Consider the following 18,999-nt stretch of genomic DNA (forward strand, 5'->3'; position numbering starts at 1 on the left):
CCATGAACGGCAAGGCGACCACCACCCGGACGAAGTTGGAGAGGGGCCGGAGCGCGCTCGGACCCGCGCTGGAGCTGGTCCACACCGGACGCGCGCCCACCCGCGCCGTGCTCACCTCCGAGCTCGGCGTCACCCGCGCGACCGCCGGCGCGGTCGCCGGGGAGCTGGAGGCGCTCGGCCTCATCCGCGTCGACTCCAGCCCCGGTTCCGCAGCCGGCTCACAGGGCCGCCCCTCGCACCGGCTGGCCGTCCGGGAGTCCGGTCCGGTCGCCATCGCCGCGCAGGTGCATGCCGACGGGTTCCGCGCCGCGCTGGTCGGGCTCGGCGGGCGGCTCGTCGCCACGGCCCCCGGCTGTGTCACGGTCACATCGGACCCGGCGCAGGTCGTGGGCGAAGTCGTCGACGCATGTGCCCGGTTGCTGCGCGACAGCGGACTGCGCTGCGTCGGAGCGGGACTCGCCGTCCCCTCCGCCGTGGCCGAACCGGAGGGCACCGCGCTCAACCCGCTGCACATCGCCTGGCCGGCAGGCGCCCCGGTCCGCGAGATCTTCGCCACGTGTGTACGGGAAGCAGGCATCCCAGGCCCCGCGTTCACCGGCAACGATGTCAACCTCGCCGCGCTCGCCGAACACCGGCACGGCGCCGGCCGCGGGGCCCAGCACCTGCTCTGCGTGGCCACGGGTCACCGTGGCGTCGGCGGTGCCCTTGTCCTCGACGGCCGCCTGCACGTCGGCAGTTCGGGTCTGGCCCTGGAGGTCGGCCATCTCACCGTGAACCCGGAAGGGCGTCCCTGCCACTGCGGCGGGCGCGGCTGCCTCGACGTCGAAACCGACCCGCTCGCCTTCCTGACCACCGCCCGCCGGGAACCGGGCCCCGAGGAATCCCTGCTCAAGCAGGCGAGCGACCTGCTGCGTACGGAGTTCGAGGACGCGGCGGTACGGAACGCGGCCGAGGAACTCATCGACCGGCTCGGCCTCGGCCTTGCCGGCCTGGTCAACATCCTCAACCCGGACCGCATCATCCTCGGCGGGCTGCACCGTGCACTCCTTGACGCAGACCCGGAGCGACTGCGCGCGGTGGTCGCCGACCGCAGCCTCTGGGGGCGCAGCGGCAGCGTGCCGATCCTGCCCTGCACCCTCGACCACAACAGCCTCGTGGGCGCGGCGGAACTGGCTTGGCAGCCCGTCCTCGACGATCCGCTGGCCGCACTCGCCTGAGCCGGCGGGTGAGGTCCGGCGCCGCTACCGCGTGGCCTCCGGGACGAGAGCGAACGCCTCGATCTCCAGCAGCAGTTCGGGGCGGAACAGCGCAGCCACCTGGACGGCGGAGCTTGCGGGCGGGCGTTCGGCGTCGATGTACGCGTCGCGTACCGTGCGGACGGCGGGCAGATGGGCGATGTCGGTCACGTAGTAGGTGAGCTTGACGATGTCGTCGAATGACGCACCGGCGGCCGCCAGGCAACGACTCAGGTTCTCGAACACCTGCCGTGCCTGCGCGGCGGCATCACCCGCTCCCACGACGTGGCCGTTCGCGTCGAGCGCCACCTGCCCGGAGACGGCGACCAGACGGCCGGAGCCGGTGACCACGTGGGTGTACCCGACTCCCGGGGTGACCCCCTCCGGAGCTGTGATGTGTGTGAGATGCGTGTTGTCCATGGTGGCATCCTCACCCGCAGGTGTTCGTTGGCACCAGCGCATATGCGCCGGGATCAGAGGCGGTTGACTCGGTACACGTCCCGAACGCAGAGGTTGAGGACGGTGGCGGCCACGATGACAGCGGCGCAGACCAGAAGCACCGACCTGTCGGCCCAGACATGCGCGGCGAGAGCGGTGACGAGGTAGCCGAGGGGAATGGCGAGGCGTTCCCCGACACTGTTGAACGAGCTCAGCCGGCCCAGCTCGCCCTGGGGGACATGCTGTTGGAGGGCGGTGTTCCAGGAGACGACGGCGACATCCAGCCCCACCCCGGCGAACAGGGCGCCGAGCAGCAGGCAGGGCAGCGGCAGACCGAACCCCATCGCGGCCAGAGGCAGCGAGAGACCGGAACACATGACGACAGCCACCGCCAGCGCGCGATGGGGCTTCCAGCGCAGACAGACCACTGTCCCGGCAAGCAGTCCGAGTGCGAAGGCCCCCTGCACCAGCCCCCAGGCGCGTGCCCCCGAGTAGTCATCAGCGGCGACGACCGGCCCGAGAAGCTGGAATCCCGCCAGCCACGCCGCGACCACCGCCGTTCCTGCGACCGTGTACGTCCACAGCCAGGTGCGCGACCAGAAGCCGGACCAGCCGGCCCGCAGGTCGGCGCTGACGCTCCCCGTCGCGGGCAGGGCATCCAGCCGCATGCCGAGCAGCAGCAGAGCTGCGACGAGGAATGTGAGGGCATCCCAGGCCAGCGCCCACGCGGGGCCGCCGAGCGCGACGATCAGCCCTCCGATCGCCGGTCCGAGCACCTTGACCGCATTGCTCGGGAGCCTGACCAGCGCGTTGGCCTGTTGCAGGGACGGCGCCGGTACGACCTGGCTCACCACGCCCTGAGCGGCGGGTCCGGTGAAGGCGACGGCGACCCCGGAGACGAAGCCGCATGCGGCAATCGAGGCCGTGGTCGCATGGTGAGTGACCACCATTGCCGCCAGTACGCCCTGTGCAGCCGCTGCCAGCAGGTTACCGAGGAACAGGATCCGGCTGCGGGACAGCCGGTCCGCGAGGACACCACCCGCGAGGAGGAAAGCGATCGTGGGGACTGTGTTCGTGGCGAGGACCACGCCGAGCGACCCGGCTCCGCCGCCCTGCCCGATCACGGCGTAAGCGAGCGCGAGCGGAGCCATCGCGGAGCCGGTGGCCGAGATCAGGTTGGCGAGCAGAAAGCGCCGGAAGGCCGCAATGCGCAGGGGTGCCAGGTGGGTTGACGGCTCCGCGACGCCTGACTTCGAGGTCTTCGCTGTGTACGGCACGGCGGGCAACTCTACAGATCATCTTGTACGGCGGGTCCGCGAAGTGACGAAGCCGGGAAGCGGCGGCCGGAAGGCGACCGAGGCCGGCATCCGTTCGCGGTGCCGGGTCGCAGTGCGGGGGAGCGCGGCGGACGCGGGGCCCTCGGCGTACGACAGGCCGGTCCAGTGCTTGATGAAATTCACTGTACGTACTAGTAGGTACAGCCGGGGATGTTGGCCGGCCAACGGGAGCAGCCGCCGGACCGCCACGTACTCCCGCGGGGGTACGTGCACTGCCGCTGGCCGTACGACGACTCGGACCCCTTCCCGGGGCCAGGCTCGGAAGCGTCGGGAGAACGCCGACCGAGAACTCTGAACCGAGGGAGCTGACCGAGATGAACACCCTGGCTTACTCCGATGGACCCGGGCCGTGGATTTTCCTCTTTCCGCTGGTCTGGGCGGCCGTCGCCGTCACCGTGGTCACCGTGCTGCGCCGTACCGGGTGGCGAGGCGGCCGACGCGGCCCCTGGGGCCCCCGCGCCGCGCACAGCGGCCCCGCCACCCTCGGAGAACAGTCGCCCATCACTCTGCTCGGCCGCCGCTTCGCCGCGGGCGAGATCGACGAGGACGAGTACTGGCGCCGGCTCTCCGTCCTGGACGAGCAGTTCGGCCCCACCGGCCGGCGAGGTGCGGCATGACAACGACCATCCGCACCGGCGCCGCCACCGCCGCCCGCGTCGTCGACGCCGTGAAGGTCTACGGCACGGGCGACACCGAGGTCAGGGCCCTGGACGGGGTGAGCGTCGACTTCCCGGCCGGCCGCTTCACGGCGATCATGGGGCCCTCCGGCTCCGGAAAATCCACCCTGATGCACTGCGCCGCCGGACTCGACACGCTCACCTCCGGTTCCGCCCTCATCGGCGACACGGACCTCAGCGCGCTCGACGACCGCAGGCTCACCCTGCTGCGCCGACAGCGCATCGGCTTCGTCTTCCAGGCCTTCAACCTCATCCCGACCCTCACCGTCGCCGAGAACATCACCCTCCCCATCGACCTCGCGGGGGAGCGAGGCGACCGGGAGTGGATCGACGCGCTCATCGACACCGTGGGATTGCGGGACCGGCTGCACCACCGGCCCGGCGAACTCTCCGGCGGCCAGCAGCAGCGGGTCGCCGTGGCCCGCGCCTTCGCGGGCAACCCCGACGTGGTCTTCGCCGACGAACCGACGGGCAATCTCGACTCCCGGGCCGGACAGGAGGTGCTGCGGCTCCTCGGCCGCACCGTTCGCCGGACCTCCCGTACGGTCGTCATGGTCACCCATGACCCGGTTGCCGCCGCCCACGCGGACGAGGTCGTCTTTCTCGCCGACGGGCGCCTCGTCGACCGCATGCCGGACCCCACCGCGGAGCGCGTGCTCGACCGGCTCAAGGCCTTCGACCCGTCGCCGGGCGCAACGGCGGTGACGCCATGACCGGCGCCCGCGCCTCCGTGCGCCTCAGCGTCTCCTCGCTCCGCGCCCACAAGCGTCGTTTCGCAGGCACGTTCACCGCCGTTCTGCTCGGCGTCGCCTTCCTCGCGGGCACACTCGTCATGGGCGACACCCTGCGCGCCGGCTTCGGCACGATGTTCGCGAACGCCGCCGGCGGTACGGACGCGGTCGTCCGCAGTACGAATGTGGTGACCGTGCCCGGTGAAGGGCAGGGCACCCGGCAGCCGGTGAGCACCACCCTCGTGAAGACGATCGAGCAGACGCCGGGGGTCGCCGCCGCGGCTCCCGACATCCAGGGCGCCGGGCAGCTGATCGGCGCCGACGGCAAGCCCATCGGCGGCCAGGGCCCGCCCACCGTCGCCGGCAACTGGATCCAGGACCCGAAGCTCAACCCTTACAAGCTCGCCGAGGGGCGCGCCCCGTCCCGGTCCGGCGAGGTCGTCATCAACCGCGGCACCGCGGACAGGGGAGGGCTGAAGATCGGCGACACGACCGTACTGCGCACCCCCGACCCCGTGCGCGTCACCGTCGTCGGCCTGGCCACCTTCGGCGGTGAGGACGGCATGGGCCAGGTCACCTTCACCGGGATGACGCAGGCCGACGCCGAGAAGTACCTGACCCCGAAGCCCGGCGAGGCGTCGAGCATCCAGGTGCGCGCCGGCCCCGGCACCAGCCAGCAGGAACTCGTGAACGCGCTGACTCCCGTGCTGCCCGCCGACACGCAGGCCATCACCGGACAGGCCTCCGCCGCCGAGAACCAGAGCATGATCTCCGGTGCGTTCCTCAGCCTGTTCACCACGCTGCTGCTGGTGTTCTCCGGGATCGTCCTGCTGGTCGCCACCTTCTCCATCCACAACACGTTCGCGATCGTCGTCGCGCAGCGCACCCGGGAGAACGCCCTGCTGCGCGCCCTCGGCGCGTCACGCCGTCAGATCCTCGGCTCGACCCTCGTCGAGGCAACCGCGGTCGGCGTGCTCGCCTCCGCCGCCGGACTGGCCGGGGGCATCGGGATCGCCGCCGGACTGCAGGCGCTCTTCCCCGCCGTCGGCTTCCCGTTCCCCGACGGCGCGCTGGTGATCAGCGGGATCTCGCTGCTGCTTCCGCTCGCCGTCGGCGTACTCGTCTGTCTCGGCTCGGCCCTCCTGCCCGCCGTCCGCGCGGGACGCACCGCACCGCTCGCGGCCTTGCGCGAGACCGCCGTCGACGACTCGGCGGCCTCCCGGACCCGAGCCGTCACCGGTGTCATGTTGCTGCTCGCGGCGGTCGGTGCCATCCTGACCGGCGTCCTTGCCCATCCGTCCGTCTGGCCGTCGGCCGCCGGTGCGGTCCTGGCGCTCGCCGCCTTCGTGGTGCTCGGCCCGGCCGCCTCCACATACGCCGTACGGATCCTCGGCGCTCCGCTCGACCGGCTGCGCGGTGTCACCGGCGCACTGGCCAGGCGCAACGCGCTGCGCAGCCCCAAGCGGACCGCCGCCACCGCGACCGCGCTGATGATCGGCGTCGCGGTCATCTCGCTCTTCACCGTCTTCGGCGCCTCGCTGAAGGCCACCATGAACCAGACCGTGGACCGCTCCTTCGCCGGTGATGTCGCCATCAGCGCACCCGCGTTCGGCGCCGGTGGCAGCGGTCTCAGCCCCGCACTCGCGCCCGCCGTCGGCAGGCTGCCCGAAGTGTCCACCGCGGTCGGCCTCGGCAAGGGCGTTGCGGAGGTCAACGGCGCGGGACGCGCCCTGACCGTCACCGACCCTGCCGCGCTCGCCAGGGTCTTCGACCTCGGCCCTGTCCGCGGATCCATGAACGCACTGGGCCCGAACGGCATCGCCGTCTCCGACGCGGAGGCAGCCGAGCGCGGTCTGCACACCGGCTCCACCGCCCGGCTCACCTTCACCGACGGCAAGCAGCAGACCTTCACGGTCCGCGCGGTCTACGACCGGTCGGAACTGGCGGGCACCTACGTCATCACCCGGCAGGCCTGGGCGCCGCACCGCGCACAGGACTCCGACACGCTCATCGCCGTGTCGTTCAAGGACGGGGTGTCGACCGCCGACGGAAAGGCGGCAGTCCGGAAGGCCGCTGCGGCGTACGGCAGTCCGGACGTACAGACGCGCGGCGAGTACGCGCAGTCCTCGGCCGGCCCCATCGACATGATGCTCACGCTGGTCTACGCGCTGCTGGCACTCGCCGTACTGATCGCCCTGCTCGGCATCGCCAACACCCTCACCCTGTCCATCCATGAACGCACCAGGGAACTGGGCCTGTTGCGGGCCGTCGGACAGACCAGGAGTCAGCTGCGGACCATGGTCCGCTGGGAATCCGTCCTGGTCGCCGCGTTCGGCACAGCAGGCGGTCTGCTGCTCGGCGGCTTCCTCGGCTGGGTGCTCGTGAAGGCGTCCGAAAATGCGGGCGACACCTCGTTCGCTTTCGCGCTGCCGCCCGCACGGCTGCTGGTGGTCGCCCTGGTGGGGATCACCGCCGGGGCGCCGGCCGGCTGGCGACCGGCTCGGCGTGCGGCGCGCCTGGACGTGCTCCGCGCCATCGCCGCCGACTGAACACAGACAGTGAGGAGCGGGGCGCCCGCGGGCGCCCCGCTCCTCACCGCGTCCAGAGCGTGTCTTTTGGATCAGGCCCTAACCGACCACGGCGGACCGGGCGTCGGTGTGCGCCACGGCCTCCAGGGGAGACGTGGTGGTCACGGCGCCGAACGGGCCGTCGGTCGTCGCCCCGTACAGCGAGTTCGGCGGCAGAGACACCGTCGGAGAAGGAGCCGGCAGCGTGAACCAGACGACCTTCCCGGCCCGGCCCCACGGCCGGAACCCCCAGCTCTCGCTGACCGCGGCGATCATCGCGAGTCCGCGCCCCGAAGTGCTGGAGGCGTCGGCCGCGCGCACGGTCGGCAGCCGCGGGTCGTGGTCGTGGACGGAGACCGTCAGACGTTCGAGCAGCAGCTCTATGTCGACGGTGCACGTCTTGTCCGGCTGCGCATGCCGGTGGACATTGGTCAGAAGCTCCGTGACGCCGAGCGCTGCCTGGTCGATCAGAGGGTCGAGATGCCAGTAGCGCAATTGCGCCGAGATGATTCTGCGGACCTGACCGATCCGCGACGGCAGGGCCTGGAGCTCCACCGTGCAGTGCCTGCTTGGCTCGCTGATCACGGCTGCGACTCCCCGAAATTAGGTCCGGAAGAAGACGACGGAACGGAGCCGGCGGGTGGCCGTCTGTCGTTCCTGGTCCGGCGGGCTGGATCACAGTGTCACCGCCGGTAAACCATGAGTGACGCGATTCCAATGTCGCTCAGGGGTCAGGGCTCCGCAACTCGCGGTGACCCGGTCGTGGCGCACCGTCAGCACCGCCCGGCCGGCCCCGCTCCTCGGCCCGGCCTGCCGCCCGCGCTGCGCAGTGCCTCCAGGAAACGTCGCGACGGCCCCGCACGGGCCGGCCCGCGGTCTGCTGCCCCATGGTCAGCCGGTACCGCGTCCCGTTGACCCGCGCCATCGTCGAGTCGACTCCGGCGAACCATGGTCTGCGCGCACGAACCGCCCCCGCCGGGGCGCTGTCGATCTCCCGCCCGTGAGCTGGTCAGCAGTGCCACCCGGCCGTCCTTGACGATCACTTGACCGGCCCTGGTGAGCGATCGGGCCCACCGCTCGATACGTACCCCCGTCGCGCTGAACTCAGTTTCCTTCCTGGCTGGTTCACCCCCTTCGTCACGCTTCTGACGGTCAGCCTGCCCGCACGGTCACGGGCGCACCAGGTCGCAGCGAGGCGGCATGTCGTGAATGCGCCATGGTGTCCCGCAGTCGTCCGGCTCCTCGGCGCCAAGCCAGTGCTATGGATCCCCAAAGTCAAAGTTTGTGCAGGTAGGGGGCCTATCGTGGGAGGCGGAGTCCGGGGGGCCGGTGGCCCGCAAGTCCGGTCACGACGAGCAGGAGCGTGCTGATGAACACCAGTGAGCGCAGGCCCGACGGCGAGGTCACGGCGACCGTCGACATCGACCGCACCGACCATGACTACAGGGCCTGGCTGAAGGAGGCCGTCCGCAAGGTCCAGGCCGACGCCAACCGCTCCGCCGACACGCATCTGCTGCGCTTCCCGCTGCCCGAGGCCTGGGGGATCGATCTCTACCTCAAGGACGAGTCGACGCACCCCACGGGCAGCCTGAAGCACCGGCTGGCCCGTTCGCTCTTCCTCTATGGGCTCTGCAACGGCTGGATCCGGCCGGGGAGGCCGGTGATCGAGGCGTCCAGCGGTTCGACGGCCGTCTCGGAGGCGTATTTCGCGAAGCTGATCGGGGTGCCGTTCATCGCGGTGATGCCCCGCACCACCAGCTCCGAGAAGTGCCGGCTGATCGAATTCCACGGCGGTCAGTGCCACTTCGTCGACGACGCCCAGCAGCTGTACGAGGAGTCCGCCAGGCTCGCCGCCGACTCCGGGGGCCACTACATGGACCAGTTCACCTACGCCGAGCGGGCCACCGACTGGCGCGGCAACAACAATATCGCCGAGTCGATCTACCAGCAGCTGCGGCTGGAGCGCTATCCGGAGCCCACCTGGATCGTCGCCACCGCGGGGACGGGCGGCACCTCGGCGACCATCGCCCGCTATGTGCACTACATGCAGTACGACACCCGGATCTGTGTGCCCGACCCGGAGAACTCCTGTTTCTTCGACGGCTGGACCGACCACAACGCCCTCGCCACCAGCGACTGCGGTTCACGCATCGAGGGGATCGGCCGGCCCCGGATGGAACCGAGCTTCGTACCCGGCGCCATCGACCGGATGATGAAGGTGCCGGACGCGGCCAGCGTCGCCGCTGTCCGCGCCCTGGAACAGGCCATCGGCCGCAAGGCGGGCGGCTCCACCGGCACCGGGCTGTGGAGCGCGTTCAAACTCGTCGCCGAAATGGTGGACCAGGGCCGCACCGGCAGCATCGTCACACTGCTCTGCGACCCCGGAGACCGCTATCTCGACAAGTACTACTCCGACAACTGGCTCGCCGAACAGGGCCTGGACATCGCCCCGTACACCGCGACGATCCGACGCTTCCTGGCCACCGGCAACTGGCCCTGCTGAAGCCCGGCCGGCACCACGGTCATGCCCCACCGGACCGCCGCACCGGCCTGGCGGAAGGCGCCGAACGGCCTCGCCCGGCCCCCCGCTCCTTCCTCGTTCCGCCCCTCTCAGCGCACCGCCGACAGCGTCCCGCCCTCCCGCAGCCGGGCCTTCAGCTCCAGCTGCGCGTCCTGCGGTGCCCGTACCGCCAGCGTCGTACCGCCCGCCGACCCGCGCACGCCGCCCGTCACCTCGATCCGGTTCACGGCCCGGCTGCCCGCCGCCAGCACGTACCACCGGCCGGACGGTGCCCTCCAGTGCGTGCCCGCCAGGACGTGCTGCCCGAACCGGCCGCACAGCGCCGTATCGGGCCGGTCGGCCACCACCGCACCAGGGGCGGTGAGCGACGCGGCGGGCTGCAGGAACTGGACCAGAACCCGCCCGGGACCCTGCCAGGTGTCGGCCCGGGTGCACACCCAGTCCGCCAGTGTCCCGCCCTCCGGGAGAGGCTGCCGGGCAAAGGCCCAGTTGTTGACCGCACGGACCCCGCTGCCCCGCAGCGCCCGCAGCGAGCACACCGTACGTGCCCAGCTCAGCAGGGCCGGACCACCCGTCGCCTCGCGCGGCCCGCGTGGCGGCGCGCCCTTGCCGGGCAGCGGTGTGTACGTGAGATGGACCGGAGCGAGATCGCCCAGATCGGTGAGGAGGAATGAGTGGTTCTCGGCGATGCGCTCCGAAGAGCGCAGCTGCATCACTGGCCAGGAGCCACAACTGCCGTTCGGCGAGGGGCGCGATACGGGTGCGGTGACACCGTCGCGGCCCACCTTCAGCGACCGCGCCGGAGCTCTCGGCGCCAGCAGATCGCGCGTGGTGGTCCCCGAGACCCACGGGGCGAGCAGGAACCGGGCCCCGTCCCCCCTGCGGCTGACCACGACGGCCGCCCCCGTCGTCACGTCCGCGTCATCGGTCCGGGCGAAGTCGAGCGCGGCCGCCCCGGCTCTGGTCAGCGGCTCCGCGTAACGCACCACGCGAACGCCGCCGTCGTGGAACAGCACCACGGCCGCACCGTCCACCTCGCCCGCGTACAGCAGCCGGGGCGGCTGGGCGGGCGGTACGGAGAGCGTCCCGGGCGACGTGGAGACGTGGACGGTGCGCGGCGTGTGCCCCCAGGTACGCAGCGCCCGGCCGAGCAGATCCCGGTCCTGGGTACGGTCCCCGCGGGCCGGCCACGCGGTGAAGTCGACGCGCGAGGTGTCCGCCCATTCCGTGGCAGCCGTACGCAGCAGCGCTGCCGGATCGACGGCGGCGGCTCCGGCCCGCGCGGGACCGTCCTGCGGGCCGTCCGGACCGTCCTCCGCGGCCAGGGCGACCAGACCGCCCGCCATCACGCACAGCGCGGCGGCGGAGGCCACCGCCCGCAGCCTGTGCCTGCGCCGCAACAGATCGCTGGGGCGGGTCTGGAGCGTGCACGGGTCGAACTCGGCGGAGCGCAGCAGCGATTCGGTCCGCGGCCGGTCGGCGGACCCCAGCCGTCCGGCCGCACGTACCGCGCCCGCCGCATCGCTCGCCCCCGCCCGGGCGAGCAGCACCGTCGCCTCGAGGTCGGTCAGTTCCTCCAGTAGCCGCAGCGTGAACGCCGCCCGCACGGCAGCGGACACCGTGGACAGTGTCCGGTTCAGGGCCAGTTCCTCCGCGCCACCGGCACGCGGGAAGAGCCGTAGCCCCCGGACGAAGGGGAGCGCGGGGCGCAGCGAGGCCGGTGCCGGGATCCGCGCGGGCCACCAGCGGGGCCGCCGCTCGTACGCCAGCGCGGTACGCAGCACCCGCAGCCGCACCCAGGCGTATGCGGAGGAAGCGCCGTGCGCCGCGGCGGGATGCCTCGGGGACGGTACGCTCCGCCCCTGTGCCGGGACCCGGGTCCGGAGCGGTTCGGGAGGTCCCGCGGTGGCGGTGCGCCGGCCGGGCAGGGCGCGCTGGACGGCCGCATGGGCGGCGAGGACCCGTCGGTGCCGGCCGAGCGACGGCGGCAGAACGAGGTAGGCGAGCCGGACGAGACGTGGGTAGTGTTCCACGAGCGCGGCTTCGGCCTGCTGGACGCCGGGACGTTCGCTGCTGCGGGTGGAGCGCTGCCGGGATGGGTGGATCGGCATGGGATCGGTGCCTTCCGAGCCGTTGGCGATAACCGTCGTACCGACAAACGAATCGATCGTGTGACGGTCACACAGGGCGCAGGTCCGGATGCACGGCTGCCCGGCTGCGGCGTCGGCTGCATGGCCGAGGCGGCCGCCGCGCACCGCGGGAGTTACGGGCGCACCGGGCCGTCGAGGAGGCCGTCCAGCACTCGGCCGAACAGCCGGCGGCCCGTTCCCACGATCAGCGGATCGCCCCACTGCGGCAGCAGCCGGATACGGAGTTCCTCCACCCACACCACGTGGGACCCGGACGCCGTCGGATACACATCGATCGACGCCCGGCCCAGTACCACCGAACCGCGCTTCTCCAGCCGGCAGAGCCCGGCTCGCCCGGTCACCGGCGGCATCCAGCGCACCACTTCCATCGGATCGTCGAACGCCAGCGGACCCACACCCGTGCGGGCCACGAAGACGGTCCCGATCCCGGTGGGCAGTCCGGTCGGGACGGTGATCCGGGTCAGCGGGACGTGCGCGCAGTGCCGTTCCCAGTCGGTCACCCGACGCCAGGACTCGGCGGCGGGGAGAGACGTGAAGCGTTCGATGCGGAATACGGCCACAGCAGGATCCTAGGACGTCCCGGCCACGGCGCGAGCTGAGCGGAACCTCCGGCTTGCCCCCGGGATCCCCGTTCCCTCAGCGCTCGGAGAGGTCGCCGGCCGCCGTCTCGCCCGCCACCACCAGGCCCGGCATGTGCTCCTCGATCTCCTCGCGGGCACCCGCGGACAGACCGGAATCCGTGATGAAGGTGTCCACCTGCTCCAGCGTCGCGAACGAACTCAGGCCCACCGTGCCCCACTTGGTGTGATCGGCGACCACCACCACCCGCCGCGCCGAGTGCACGAAGCGCCGATTGGTCTCGGCCTCCGCCAGATTCGGTGTGGAGAGCCCGGCCTCGACCGAGATCCCGTGCACCCCGAGGAACAGCACATCGAAGTGGAGCGAACCGATCGCCTGATCGGCGACCGGGCCGACCAGCGAGTCCGACGGAGTCCGCACCCCACCGGTGAGCACCACCGTGGCGGCCCCGGCCCGCGGGCCGCCCGTCAGCCGCTGCGCGGCATGGAACACATCGGCGACCCGCACCGAGTTCGTCACCACCGTCAACTCCGGTACGTCCAGCAGGTGCTGGGCCAGCGCATACGTCGTCGTACCACCGGAGAGCGCGATCGCGCTGCCGGGAACGGCCATCGCGGCGGCGGCCCGCGCGATGTCCTCCTTGGCGGTCAGCTCCAGCGTCGACTTGGCCTCGAAACCGGGCTCGTGCGTACTCGCCTCGACGACCGGCACAGCGCCGCCGTGCACCTTCTCGATGACTCCCTGACGGGCCAGCGCGTCCAGGTCGCGGCGCACGGTCATGTCGGAGACGCTCAGCTTGCGGGTCAGCTCATTGACCCTGACCCCGCCGCGCCTGCGCACCTCGTCGAGAATCAGTGCACGCCGCTGCTCCGCGAGGAGATTCTGATTCTCGCTCAACGCCGGGTCCGGTCCTTCCCTCTGGTTTCCGTACAGCAGTCCGTCGGTTCAGCAGTCTTCGGACAGGCTCATCCTGCCACGCAGCTCCGTCAAGCGCTCCACTGGGGAGATTCGGTGATCCGGGTACCGGCCTGGCCCGGGTTCCGGGATTCTGGTGACGACGCATCAGTACGCGGGCCGGAACGCCGCGACAGCAAGAGAGCGAGTCATCCACGTGCCCCCTGTCACCGAGGCCCCGCACAGCACGGGGGCCGCGCTGGAACTCCTGGTCCATGGCGTCGGCGGAGCCACCCCCCAGTCGATGCTCCGGGATCCGCGCATCGCCCGGGTCACCGGTGATGCGACGGCTGCCATTTTCCGGCGCTCGGGGGACGTCGACGCCGAAGAGCACCCGGAGCGGTACCGGGACCGGCCCATCGAGGAGGCGTACTGCTGGTCCAATCTCACCTCCGGCAACGGCTCGCGCGCGCTGTGGCTGCTGCTGCTCCCGTTCATGGTCGTCAACCTGGCCCACTGGATGCGGCCCACGGCCAAGGGCCGCACCCGCGCGGTCCGGCTGTACGGCGTACTCGTGCGCCTCGTCGCCCTCAGCCTGACCGTCCTGCTGACGGCTGCGGCGTGCGAGGTCGCGCTGGATCTGGTGGCCTGGCAGTGCGCGGGTGTACCGGAGTGCTCGAACCAACGGTCCTGGCTCGGCTTCCTGTCGACGGCGCAGGACGGCTGGTGGGCGCAGCCGGGGCGGCGGCTCGCGCTGGCGGCTCTGGTGCCCACCGTACTGGTGGGGCTGCTCTGGTTCCTGTCCAACCGGACCTGGAGCGCCTACGAGTCGCAGCGCCCGCTCACCGGCGCGGAACCGGACGACGACGTCCTCGACAACGGGACCGAGGCCGCCTCCACCACCGAAACCCCCGCCGCCGAAACCCCCGTCGGCCGCCCCGCCCTCGGCCGCCCCGGCTTCTGGTACGGCCGGCGGCTCGTCGCCCGCTTGCGGGCCGCGCACACCGCCGCCGGGTTCCTGACCGTGGCGGACTCCGTCGCGGGTGCCGCGGCCCGTCACGACCGCGCCGTCACCGGCCCCGTACCCGAGTTCCTGGGGCAGCTGATCGAGGCGATGCTCGTGCTGGGCACGCTCGTCGTGCTCTGGGTGGTCTGCAGCCGCGGTCGCAGCGAGCGGCGGCTCGACAACCGGCTCGACGGCGCCGTCATCACCTGGCTGCCCGGCACCGCCCTCGCCCTGCTCGTCGTCACCGCGGTGCACGCGGCCTGGTCCCGTCCCGGCTGGGTCTCCGCCGGCACGCTTCCCGGAGACGTCACCTTCCACGTCCTCACCGTCGGCCAGGGCATGCTCGTGGTCGCCCTCGCGGCGGTCGCGCTCGGCCTGTACCGCCGGACGCCCGAGCCGCGTACGGTCATGTACGGACTCGGCGGCCCCGCGGTCGCGATGCTCGCCTGCGCCCTCGGCGGCGTCATGTCCGGCGGGGTCGCCCAGCGCGTCGCCGACTGGCTCGACGGACCGGGCACTCCCGGCATGGGCCGGAGCTCCCTCATCGACGGGCCCCCGGTCCTGCTGAGCTGGCAGGCCTCGGTCATCCCGGTGCTCCTGGTCCTGCTGCTGATTCCCGTCGTCGTGCTGGGCGTACGCACCTGGCTCGCCGCCCGCGCCATGGAACCCGAGGTCGACAAGGAGTACAGGGAGAAGCGGCCGGACGCCGCCCGTACCCGGCAGATCGCCAGGACCCGGGCCCTGGCCGCGCTCACCGACTCCGCGCCCTGGCTCCTCGGGCTGGTCTCCGGCGCCACCCTGCTGCTCGGCGCGGGAGCGGTCGCCGGGGCATGGGTGAGCGGGGAGGTGCCGGGGCTGGCGCTGGACGGTGCCGGTCCGTTCATCGAGTCGGTCGCGGAAGCCGCCCAGTCGACCGGCTCCTGGCTGATCGGCTTCGGTTTCATCGTCTTTGTGACCTGCGGTCGACGCGCCTACCGGGACGCCTCCACCCGGCGCACCATCGGCATCCTCTGGGACGTCGGTACGTTCTGGCCGCGCGCCGCCCACCCCTTCGCGCCCCCCTGTTACGCCGAGCGCGCCGTCCCCGATCTGGCATCCCGGATGTCCGGCTGGACAGGCCGCACCCGCGGCAGGCTCGTCATCTCCGGGCACTCCCAGGGCAGCGTTCTCGCGGCGTCCGCCGTCTGGCAGCTGTCGGCCGGGGCCCGCAAACGGGTCGCGCTCCTCACCTACGGTTCGCCGATCGAGCGGTTGTACGGGCGCTGGTTCCCGGCCTACTTCGGTCCCGGACCGCTGCATGGACTGCACCGGTCCGTGCACTGCTGGCGCAACCTGTGGCGGGCCACCGACCCGATCGGCGGTCAGGTCCGGCTCGACGTGGGGGCCGGCCCCGAAGTGGACCGGGGGCCTCTGCGGGACCCGCTGGTCTACGGGCGTACGCCGGAGCACCCGCTGCCCGAACCGGTGCTGGGCCACTCGGACTACCAGGCCGACCCGGTCTTCGCCGAGGAACGGGCGGCGCTGCTCGTCCGGCTCGGGCCGGCGCTGCCCCGCCAGGCCGACGCGGGCTCCGAGGAGACTCAGGGGAGTTCCGGCAGGTCCTCCGGGTAGAGCAGGGTGAGGTCGTCCGTGCTCGGCTCGGCGAGCTGGGCGACCCGGCCGGCATGCCGCTCGACCATCGACTCGAAGGTCTGGCGGGCGGTCCGGCCATTGCCGAACGCCGGACCCTTGGGCAGCTCGGTGAAGTACTTCAGCAGCGCCTCTCCGGTGCCCTCGGCGAGGCTGTACTCGTGCTCCTCGGCCTGCTGCTCGACGATCCGCAGCAGTTCGGCGGGCTCGTAGTCGCTGAAGGTGATGGTCCGTGAGAAACGGGACGCCACGCCTGGGTTGACGGTGAGGAACCGCTCCATCTCGTGGGTGTAACCGGCGACGATCACGACCACCGCGTCCCGGTGGTCCTCCATCAGTTTCACGAGCGTGTCGATCGCCTCGCGGCCGAAGTCCCGGCCGGAGTCCTCCGGCGACAGCGCGTACGCCTCGTCGACGAACAGCACCCCGCCGCGCGCCCGCTCGAACGCCTCCTGGGTACGGATGGCGGTCGAGCCGATGTGCTCGCCGACCAGATCGACCCGGGACACCTCGACGAGATGCCCCCGCTCCAGCACCCCGAGCGAGGCCAGGATCTCGCCGTACAGTCGGGCTACGGTCGTCTTGCCGGTGCCGGGGGAGCCGGTGAAGACGAGATGGCGTCGCACCGACGCGGCCTTCAGCCCCGCCTCCAGGCGGCGGCGGCCCACCTCGATCATGTCGGTGAGTGCACGTACCTCGCGCTTGACGCTGTCCAGGCCGACCAGCGCGTCCAGTTCACCGAGAACGGCGCCCGAGGTACGTACCGGCTCGGCGGGTGCCTCGACGGCGGCGGGCACGGCCGGGCGCTGCGTGGGCACCGCATCGAGCAGCCCGGGGGCCGACTGGGCGGCCGTCAGCACCGTGGGCGGCGGGGGAGTGGCGGTGCGCAGTGCGCTCTCGTCGCTGGTGCAGTCCTCGACGACTGGGCCCGTCCCCTGCCCGTCGCCGTGCGAGCCGCCCTCGGCGAACTCGTAGCCGCCGCGCGCGCACCGCTCGGTACGGCACCGGGTCAGCGTCGAACGGCAGCCGTCCATCACGTGGAAGCCATATCCGTCACTGCCGGTGACCCGGCAGCTGTCGAAGGTGCCGCGTCCCTCGGCGGAGACGTAGAAACCGGCCTCGGCGGGCGAGGTGACCGTGCAGCGCTCGATGGTCGGGTCGGCGCCCTTGGTGACGATGACCCCGGTCTGTGCCGTGTCGATGGTGCAGTTGTTCAGCGTGCCGCCGCTGCCGTGGTCGCGGAACCAGGCGCCGGTGGACGCCTCCCGGATCCGGCAGTCGTCGAGCTGTGCGGTCGCCCCGTCGCTCACCGACACCGCCGTGTTGCGGACCTGGGTGAGATCGCTGTCGACGACATCGGCGCGCGAGCCCCGGTCGAGGACGAAGATCGCGTCCGGCACGTCATGGACCCGGCACGAGTCCAGTATCACGGTCGCGCCGTCGCTCACCCAGACCGCCGGGTAGTCGCCCGTACTGTCGTGGATCTCGCACTGGTTGGCGTCGACCCGGGTGCCCGGGTCCCACACCGACAGGCCGTTGCGCCCGAAGCGGCGGACCGTGGAACGCGTCAGGGTGAGGACCGAACGGGAGCGCAGATCCACCGCGTTCTCCGGGATGTCATGGATGTCGCAGTCGGCGAGAGTCAGCACCGCGTCCGTGTCGAGCGTGACCCCGTCCGCCGAAGTGCGGTGCACCGTGCAGTCGGTGAGGTGCGCGGAGGCGCGGGCGGTGACCTGTATACCGCTGCCCTTGATCTCGTACACCTCGCAGCCGACGGCCTCCAGCGCGCTGCCCTCACCGGTGATGCTCAGTCCGGCACCCGAGGAGTGATGGACCCGGCAGCGTTCCAGCCGCGGATGCGCACCGTCGCGCACCGAGACCCCGGACTGCCCGGCCGACACGATCTCGCACTCCTCGAACACCCCGCCCGCACCGTCGAGCACGGCAATGCCGACCCCGGCCGGATTGTCGACCGTGCAGCGGCGCACGTTCGGCCGGGCCGTACCGCGCACCTCTATCCCGGCGGCCGACCGCGTCACGATCCGCAGATCCGCCAGCTCGGGGGCGCCGTCCTCGATGAGCAGTGCGGGGGCCGCCGAGTCCTGGCCCTCCACATGCAGATCCTGGACGACGGCGGAGGCACGCACCGTCAGCGGTACGCCGTCGACCGGCGCGATCCGGACGGAGCCGACGGAGCCCTCCGGACCGCGCAGGGTCACCGCGCGGTGCAGGACGAGATTCTCCCGGTAGGTGCCCGGCGCGACGGTGAGGACATCACCGTCCGCCGCGGCGTCAAGGGCTGCGGTGAGGGAGGCGTATTCGCCAGTGCGGCGCCGCCACCGCGATGTGCCGGTGTGCGTCACCTGGACCGTGCCCTGTGCCATGGCGCTGTTGTGCCCCCACCTCGTGCGTGTCCGATGCCCGTGCGGCCGGCCTTGCGGCAGGGGTCGTCACGGATCCGTCCGCCGAAGAGGTGAGCGGACCGGTCCACCGTAGCGCGCGCGGAGGGCGGGAGTTGACGGGATCCCAGCTCATCAGCTGCCGGTGCCCGTCCTGCCCCAGTCCGGACCGGCCTCGGCCCACGCCCGGTCGAGCCGCGCATACCGCCGTTGCACCATGTGCCATACGATCAGGCGCCGCCCGCCCTCAATCAGTGCGATGCCCAGCAGCATCACCCCGAATCCGGCCAGTGCCGCATGGGTGTGGGCCGTCGGCACATCCATCGGGCCCGCCGCCGGGCGGCCGTCCAGGTCGGTCCAGATCCGCACCCGGGAGCCGGGATCGGTGACCTTCGAAGAGGTCGCGACCCTTCCGCTGCGGGCTGTGCCGTCCGGGGCCTTCCAGCGCGCCACCACCGACGTCTGCGTCGTGCGCTCCGAGGAGACCTCGGGGTCGGAGACCAGACGCGGCGCCGCCGACGCCGGGCGCACCACAACCGCCGTCGTGGCATGCCGCTGCGCCTGCTGGATCCGTACCGACTCCTGCAGGACGTCGTCCATGAGCGACCCGCACAGCCCCCCGAGCGCAGGCGCCGCCACCGCCATCAACAGCAGCGCCACCAGAGCCACCCACGCCTCGCGCCGGTCAGTGGCGCGGCGCAGGGGATTGTGTCGCCAACGCCATACTCCCGATACCGCTCGCACAGTCCTGCACCCCCTTCCGCATCCGTCATATCCCGATACGGCACAGCCCGCGCGCCGAGCAGACGAAGAGAGAGCTACCTCACCCCGTCCAA

The 18,999-nt window shown here is 71.9% G+C and carries 14 protein-coding genes and 1 pseudogene; 6 read left to right on the top strand and 9 right to left on the bottom strand.

Features of this window, described 5'->3' with window-relative positions; translation table 11 throughout:
* Window positions 1-2: 2 nt before the first annotated feature.
* A complete protein-coding gene (locus OH809_RS37075) occupies window positions 3-1,217 on the top strand; it encodes an ROK family protein (protein ID WP_406416929.1) in 1,215 nt (404 codons plus the stop codon).
* Between the two features lie 24 nt (window positions 1,218-1,241).
* Here OH809_RS37075 and OH809_RS37080 read toward each other — a convergent pair whose 3' ends face one another.
* Both OH809_RS37080 and OH809_RS37085 read right to left on the bottom strand, forming a co-directional pair.
* Window positions 1,242-1,655, bottom strand: a complete 414-nt coding sequence (locus OH809_RS37080) for a RidA family protein (protein ID WP_406416927.1) — start codon at window positions 1,653-1,655, stop codon at window positions 1,242-1,244.
* Window positions 1,656-1,708: 53 nt separating this feature from the next.
* Complete coding sequence (locus OH809_RS37085) at window positions 1,709-2,896, bottom strand: MFS transporter (RefSeq protein WP_406424761.1); 1,188 nt, start codon at window positions 2,894-2,896, stop codon at window positions 1,709-1,711.
* A gap of 428 nt (window positions 2,897-3,324) precedes the next feature.
* Here OH809_RS37085 and OH809_RS37090 point away from each other — a divergent pair, with 428 nt between their 5' ends.
* Genes OH809_RS37090 through OH809_RS37100 form a run of 3 tightly spaced genes read left to right on the top strand, consistent with a single transcriptional unit; the run spans window position 3,325 to window position 6,967 of the window.
* The gene (locus OH809_RS37090) at window positions 3,325-3,627 is read left to right on the top strand and encodes an SHOCT domain-containing protein (protein ID WP_406416926.1); all 303 of its coding nucleotides are present in this window, start codon (window positions 3,325-3,327) and stop codon (window positions 3,625-3,627) included.
* A complete protein-coding gene (locus OH809_RS37095) occupies window positions 3,624-4,400 on the top strand; it encodes an ABC transporter ATP-binding protein (RefSeq protein WP_406516095.1) in 777 nt (258 codons plus the stop codon). Before OH809_RS37090 ends, OH809_RS37095 begins: the two co-directional genes overlap by 4 nt.
* Window positions 4,397-6,967, top strand: a complete 2,571-nt coding sequence (locus OH809_RS37100; RefSeq protein WP_406516096.1) for an ABC transporter permease — start codon at window positions 4,397-4,399, stop codon at window positions 6,965-6,967. Before OH809_RS37095 ends, OH809_RS37100 begins: the two co-directional genes overlap by 4 nt.
* A gap of 78 nt (window positions 6,968-7,045) precedes the next feature.
* On the opposite strand, the gene OH809_RS37105 is transcribed toward OH809_RS37100, so the two are convergent.
* Together OH809_RS37105 and OH809_RS37110 are read right to left on the bottom strand one after the other, a co-directional pair.
* Complete coding sequence (locus tag OH809_RS37105) at window positions 7,046-7,570, bottom strand: ATP-binding protein (protein WP_406516097.1); 525 nt, start codon at window positions 7,568-7,570, stop codon at window positions 7,046-7,048.
* A 188-nt stretch (window positions 7,571-7,758) separates the two neighbouring features.
* Window positions 7,759-8,067, bottom strand: a pseudogene (locus tag OH809_RS37110) (hypothetical protein).
* 287 nt (window positions 8,068-8,354) lie between these two features.
* On the opposite strand from OH809_RS37110, the gene OH809_RS37115 reads away from it, so the two are divergent.
* Window positions 8,355-9,488: a PLP-dependent cysteine synthase family protein gene (locus OH809_RS37115; protein ID WP_406516098.1), complete on the top strand. Its 1,134-nt coding sequence runs from the start codon at window positions 8,355-8,357 to the stop codon at window positions 9,486-9,488.
* Between the two features lie 107 nt (window positions 9,489-9,595).
* Here OH809_RS37115 and OH809_RS37120 read toward each other — a convergent pair whose 3' ends face one another.
* The 3 genes from OH809_RS37120 to OH809_RS37130 all read right to left on the bottom strand — a co-directional run bounded on the left by OH809_RS37120 (window position 9,596) and on the right by OH809_RS37130 (window position 13,132).
* On the bottom strand, window positions 9,596-11,617 hold the full coding sequence (locus OH809_RS37120) for a hypothetical protein (RefSeq protein WP_406516099.1): 2,022 nt from the start codon (window positions 11,615-11,617) through the stop codon (window positions 9,596-9,598).
* 152 nt (window positions 11,618-11,769) lie between these two features.
* Complete coding sequence (locus OH809_RS37125; protein ID WP_406416916.1) at window positions 11,770-12,216, bottom strand: SRPBCC family protein; 447 nt, start codon at window positions 12,214-12,216, stop codon at window positions 11,770-11,772.
* A gap of 76 nt (window positions 12,217-12,292) precedes the next feature.
* Window positions 12,293-13,132 (bottom strand): DeoR/GlpR family DNA-binding transcription regulator, encoded by an 840-nt coding sequence (locus OH809_RS37130; RefSeq protein WP_406416914.1) that lies wholly within the window; start codon window positions 13,130-13,132, stop codon window positions 12,293-12,295.
* 214 nt (window positions 13,133-13,346) lie between these two features.
* On the opposite strand from OH809_RS37130, the gene OH809_RS37135 reads away from it, so the two are divergent.
* Window positions 13,347-15,746 (top strand): hypothetical protein, encoded by a 2,400-nt coding sequence (locus tag OH809_RS37135; protein WP_406424759.1) that lies wholly within the window; start codon window positions 13,347-13,349, stop codon window positions 15,744-15,746.
* On the opposite strand, the gene OH809_RS37140 is transcribed toward OH809_RS37135, so the two are convergent.
* Window positions 15,716-18,148: a right-handed parallel beta-helix repeat-containing protein gene (locus OH809_RS37140; RefSeq protein WP_406416912.1), complete on the bottom strand. Its 2,433-nt coding sequence runs from the start codon at window positions 18,146-18,148 to the stop codon at window positions 15,716-15,718. The genes OH809_RS37135 and OH809_RS37140 overlap by 31 nt on opposite strands.
* A gap of 150 nt (window positions 18,149-18,298) precedes the next feature.
* Complete coding sequence (locus OH809_RS37145; RefSeq protein WP_406416911.1) at window positions 18,299-18,907, bottom strand: hypothetical protein; 609 nt, start codon at window positions 18,905-18,907, stop codon at window positions 18,299-18,301.
* Window positions 18,908-18,999: the final 92 nt, after the last annotated feature.

Source organism: Streptomyces sp. NBC_00873 (genome assembly GCF_045207415.1).
In the GTDB taxonomy this organism is placed as follows: Bacteria; Actinomycetota; Actinomycetes; order Streptomycetales; family Streptomycetaceae; genus Streptomyces.

Excerpts from the sequence above, each read along its gene's own strand:
- OH809_RS37075 (WP_406416929.1), top strand. The coding sequence starts at position 3 with ATGAACGGCAAGGCGACCACCACCCGGACGAAGTTGGAGAGGGGCCGG.
- OH809_RS37080 (WP_406416927.1), bottom strand. The coding sequence starts at position 1,655 with ATGGACAACACGCATCTCACACACATCACAGCTCCGGAGGGGGTCACC.
- OH809_RS37090 (WP_406416926.1), top strand. The coding sequence starts at position 3,325 with ATGAACACCCTGGCTTACTCCGATGGACCCGGGCCGTGGATTTTCCTC.
- OH809_RS37095 (WP_406516095.1), top strand. The coding sequence starts at position 3,624 with ATGACAACGACCATCCGCACCGGCGCCGCCACCGCCGCCCGCGTCGTC.
- OH809_RS37100 (WP_406516096.1), top strand. The coding sequence starts at position 4,397 with ATGACCGGCGCCCGCGCCTCCGTGCGCCTCAGCGTCTCCTCGCTCCGC.
- OH809_RS37115 (WP_406516098.1), top strand. The coding sequence starts at position 8,355 with ATGAACACCAGTGAGCGCAGGCCCGACGGCGAGGTCACGGCGACCGTC.
- OH809_RS37120 (WP_406516099.1), bottom strand. The coding sequence starts at position 11,617 with ATGCCGATCCACCCATCCCGGCAGCGCTCCACCCGCAGCAGCGAACGT.
- OH809_RS37140 (WP_406416912.1), bottom strand. The coding sequence starts at position 18,148 with ATGGCACAGGGCACGGTCCAGGTGACGCACACCGGCACATCGCGGTGG.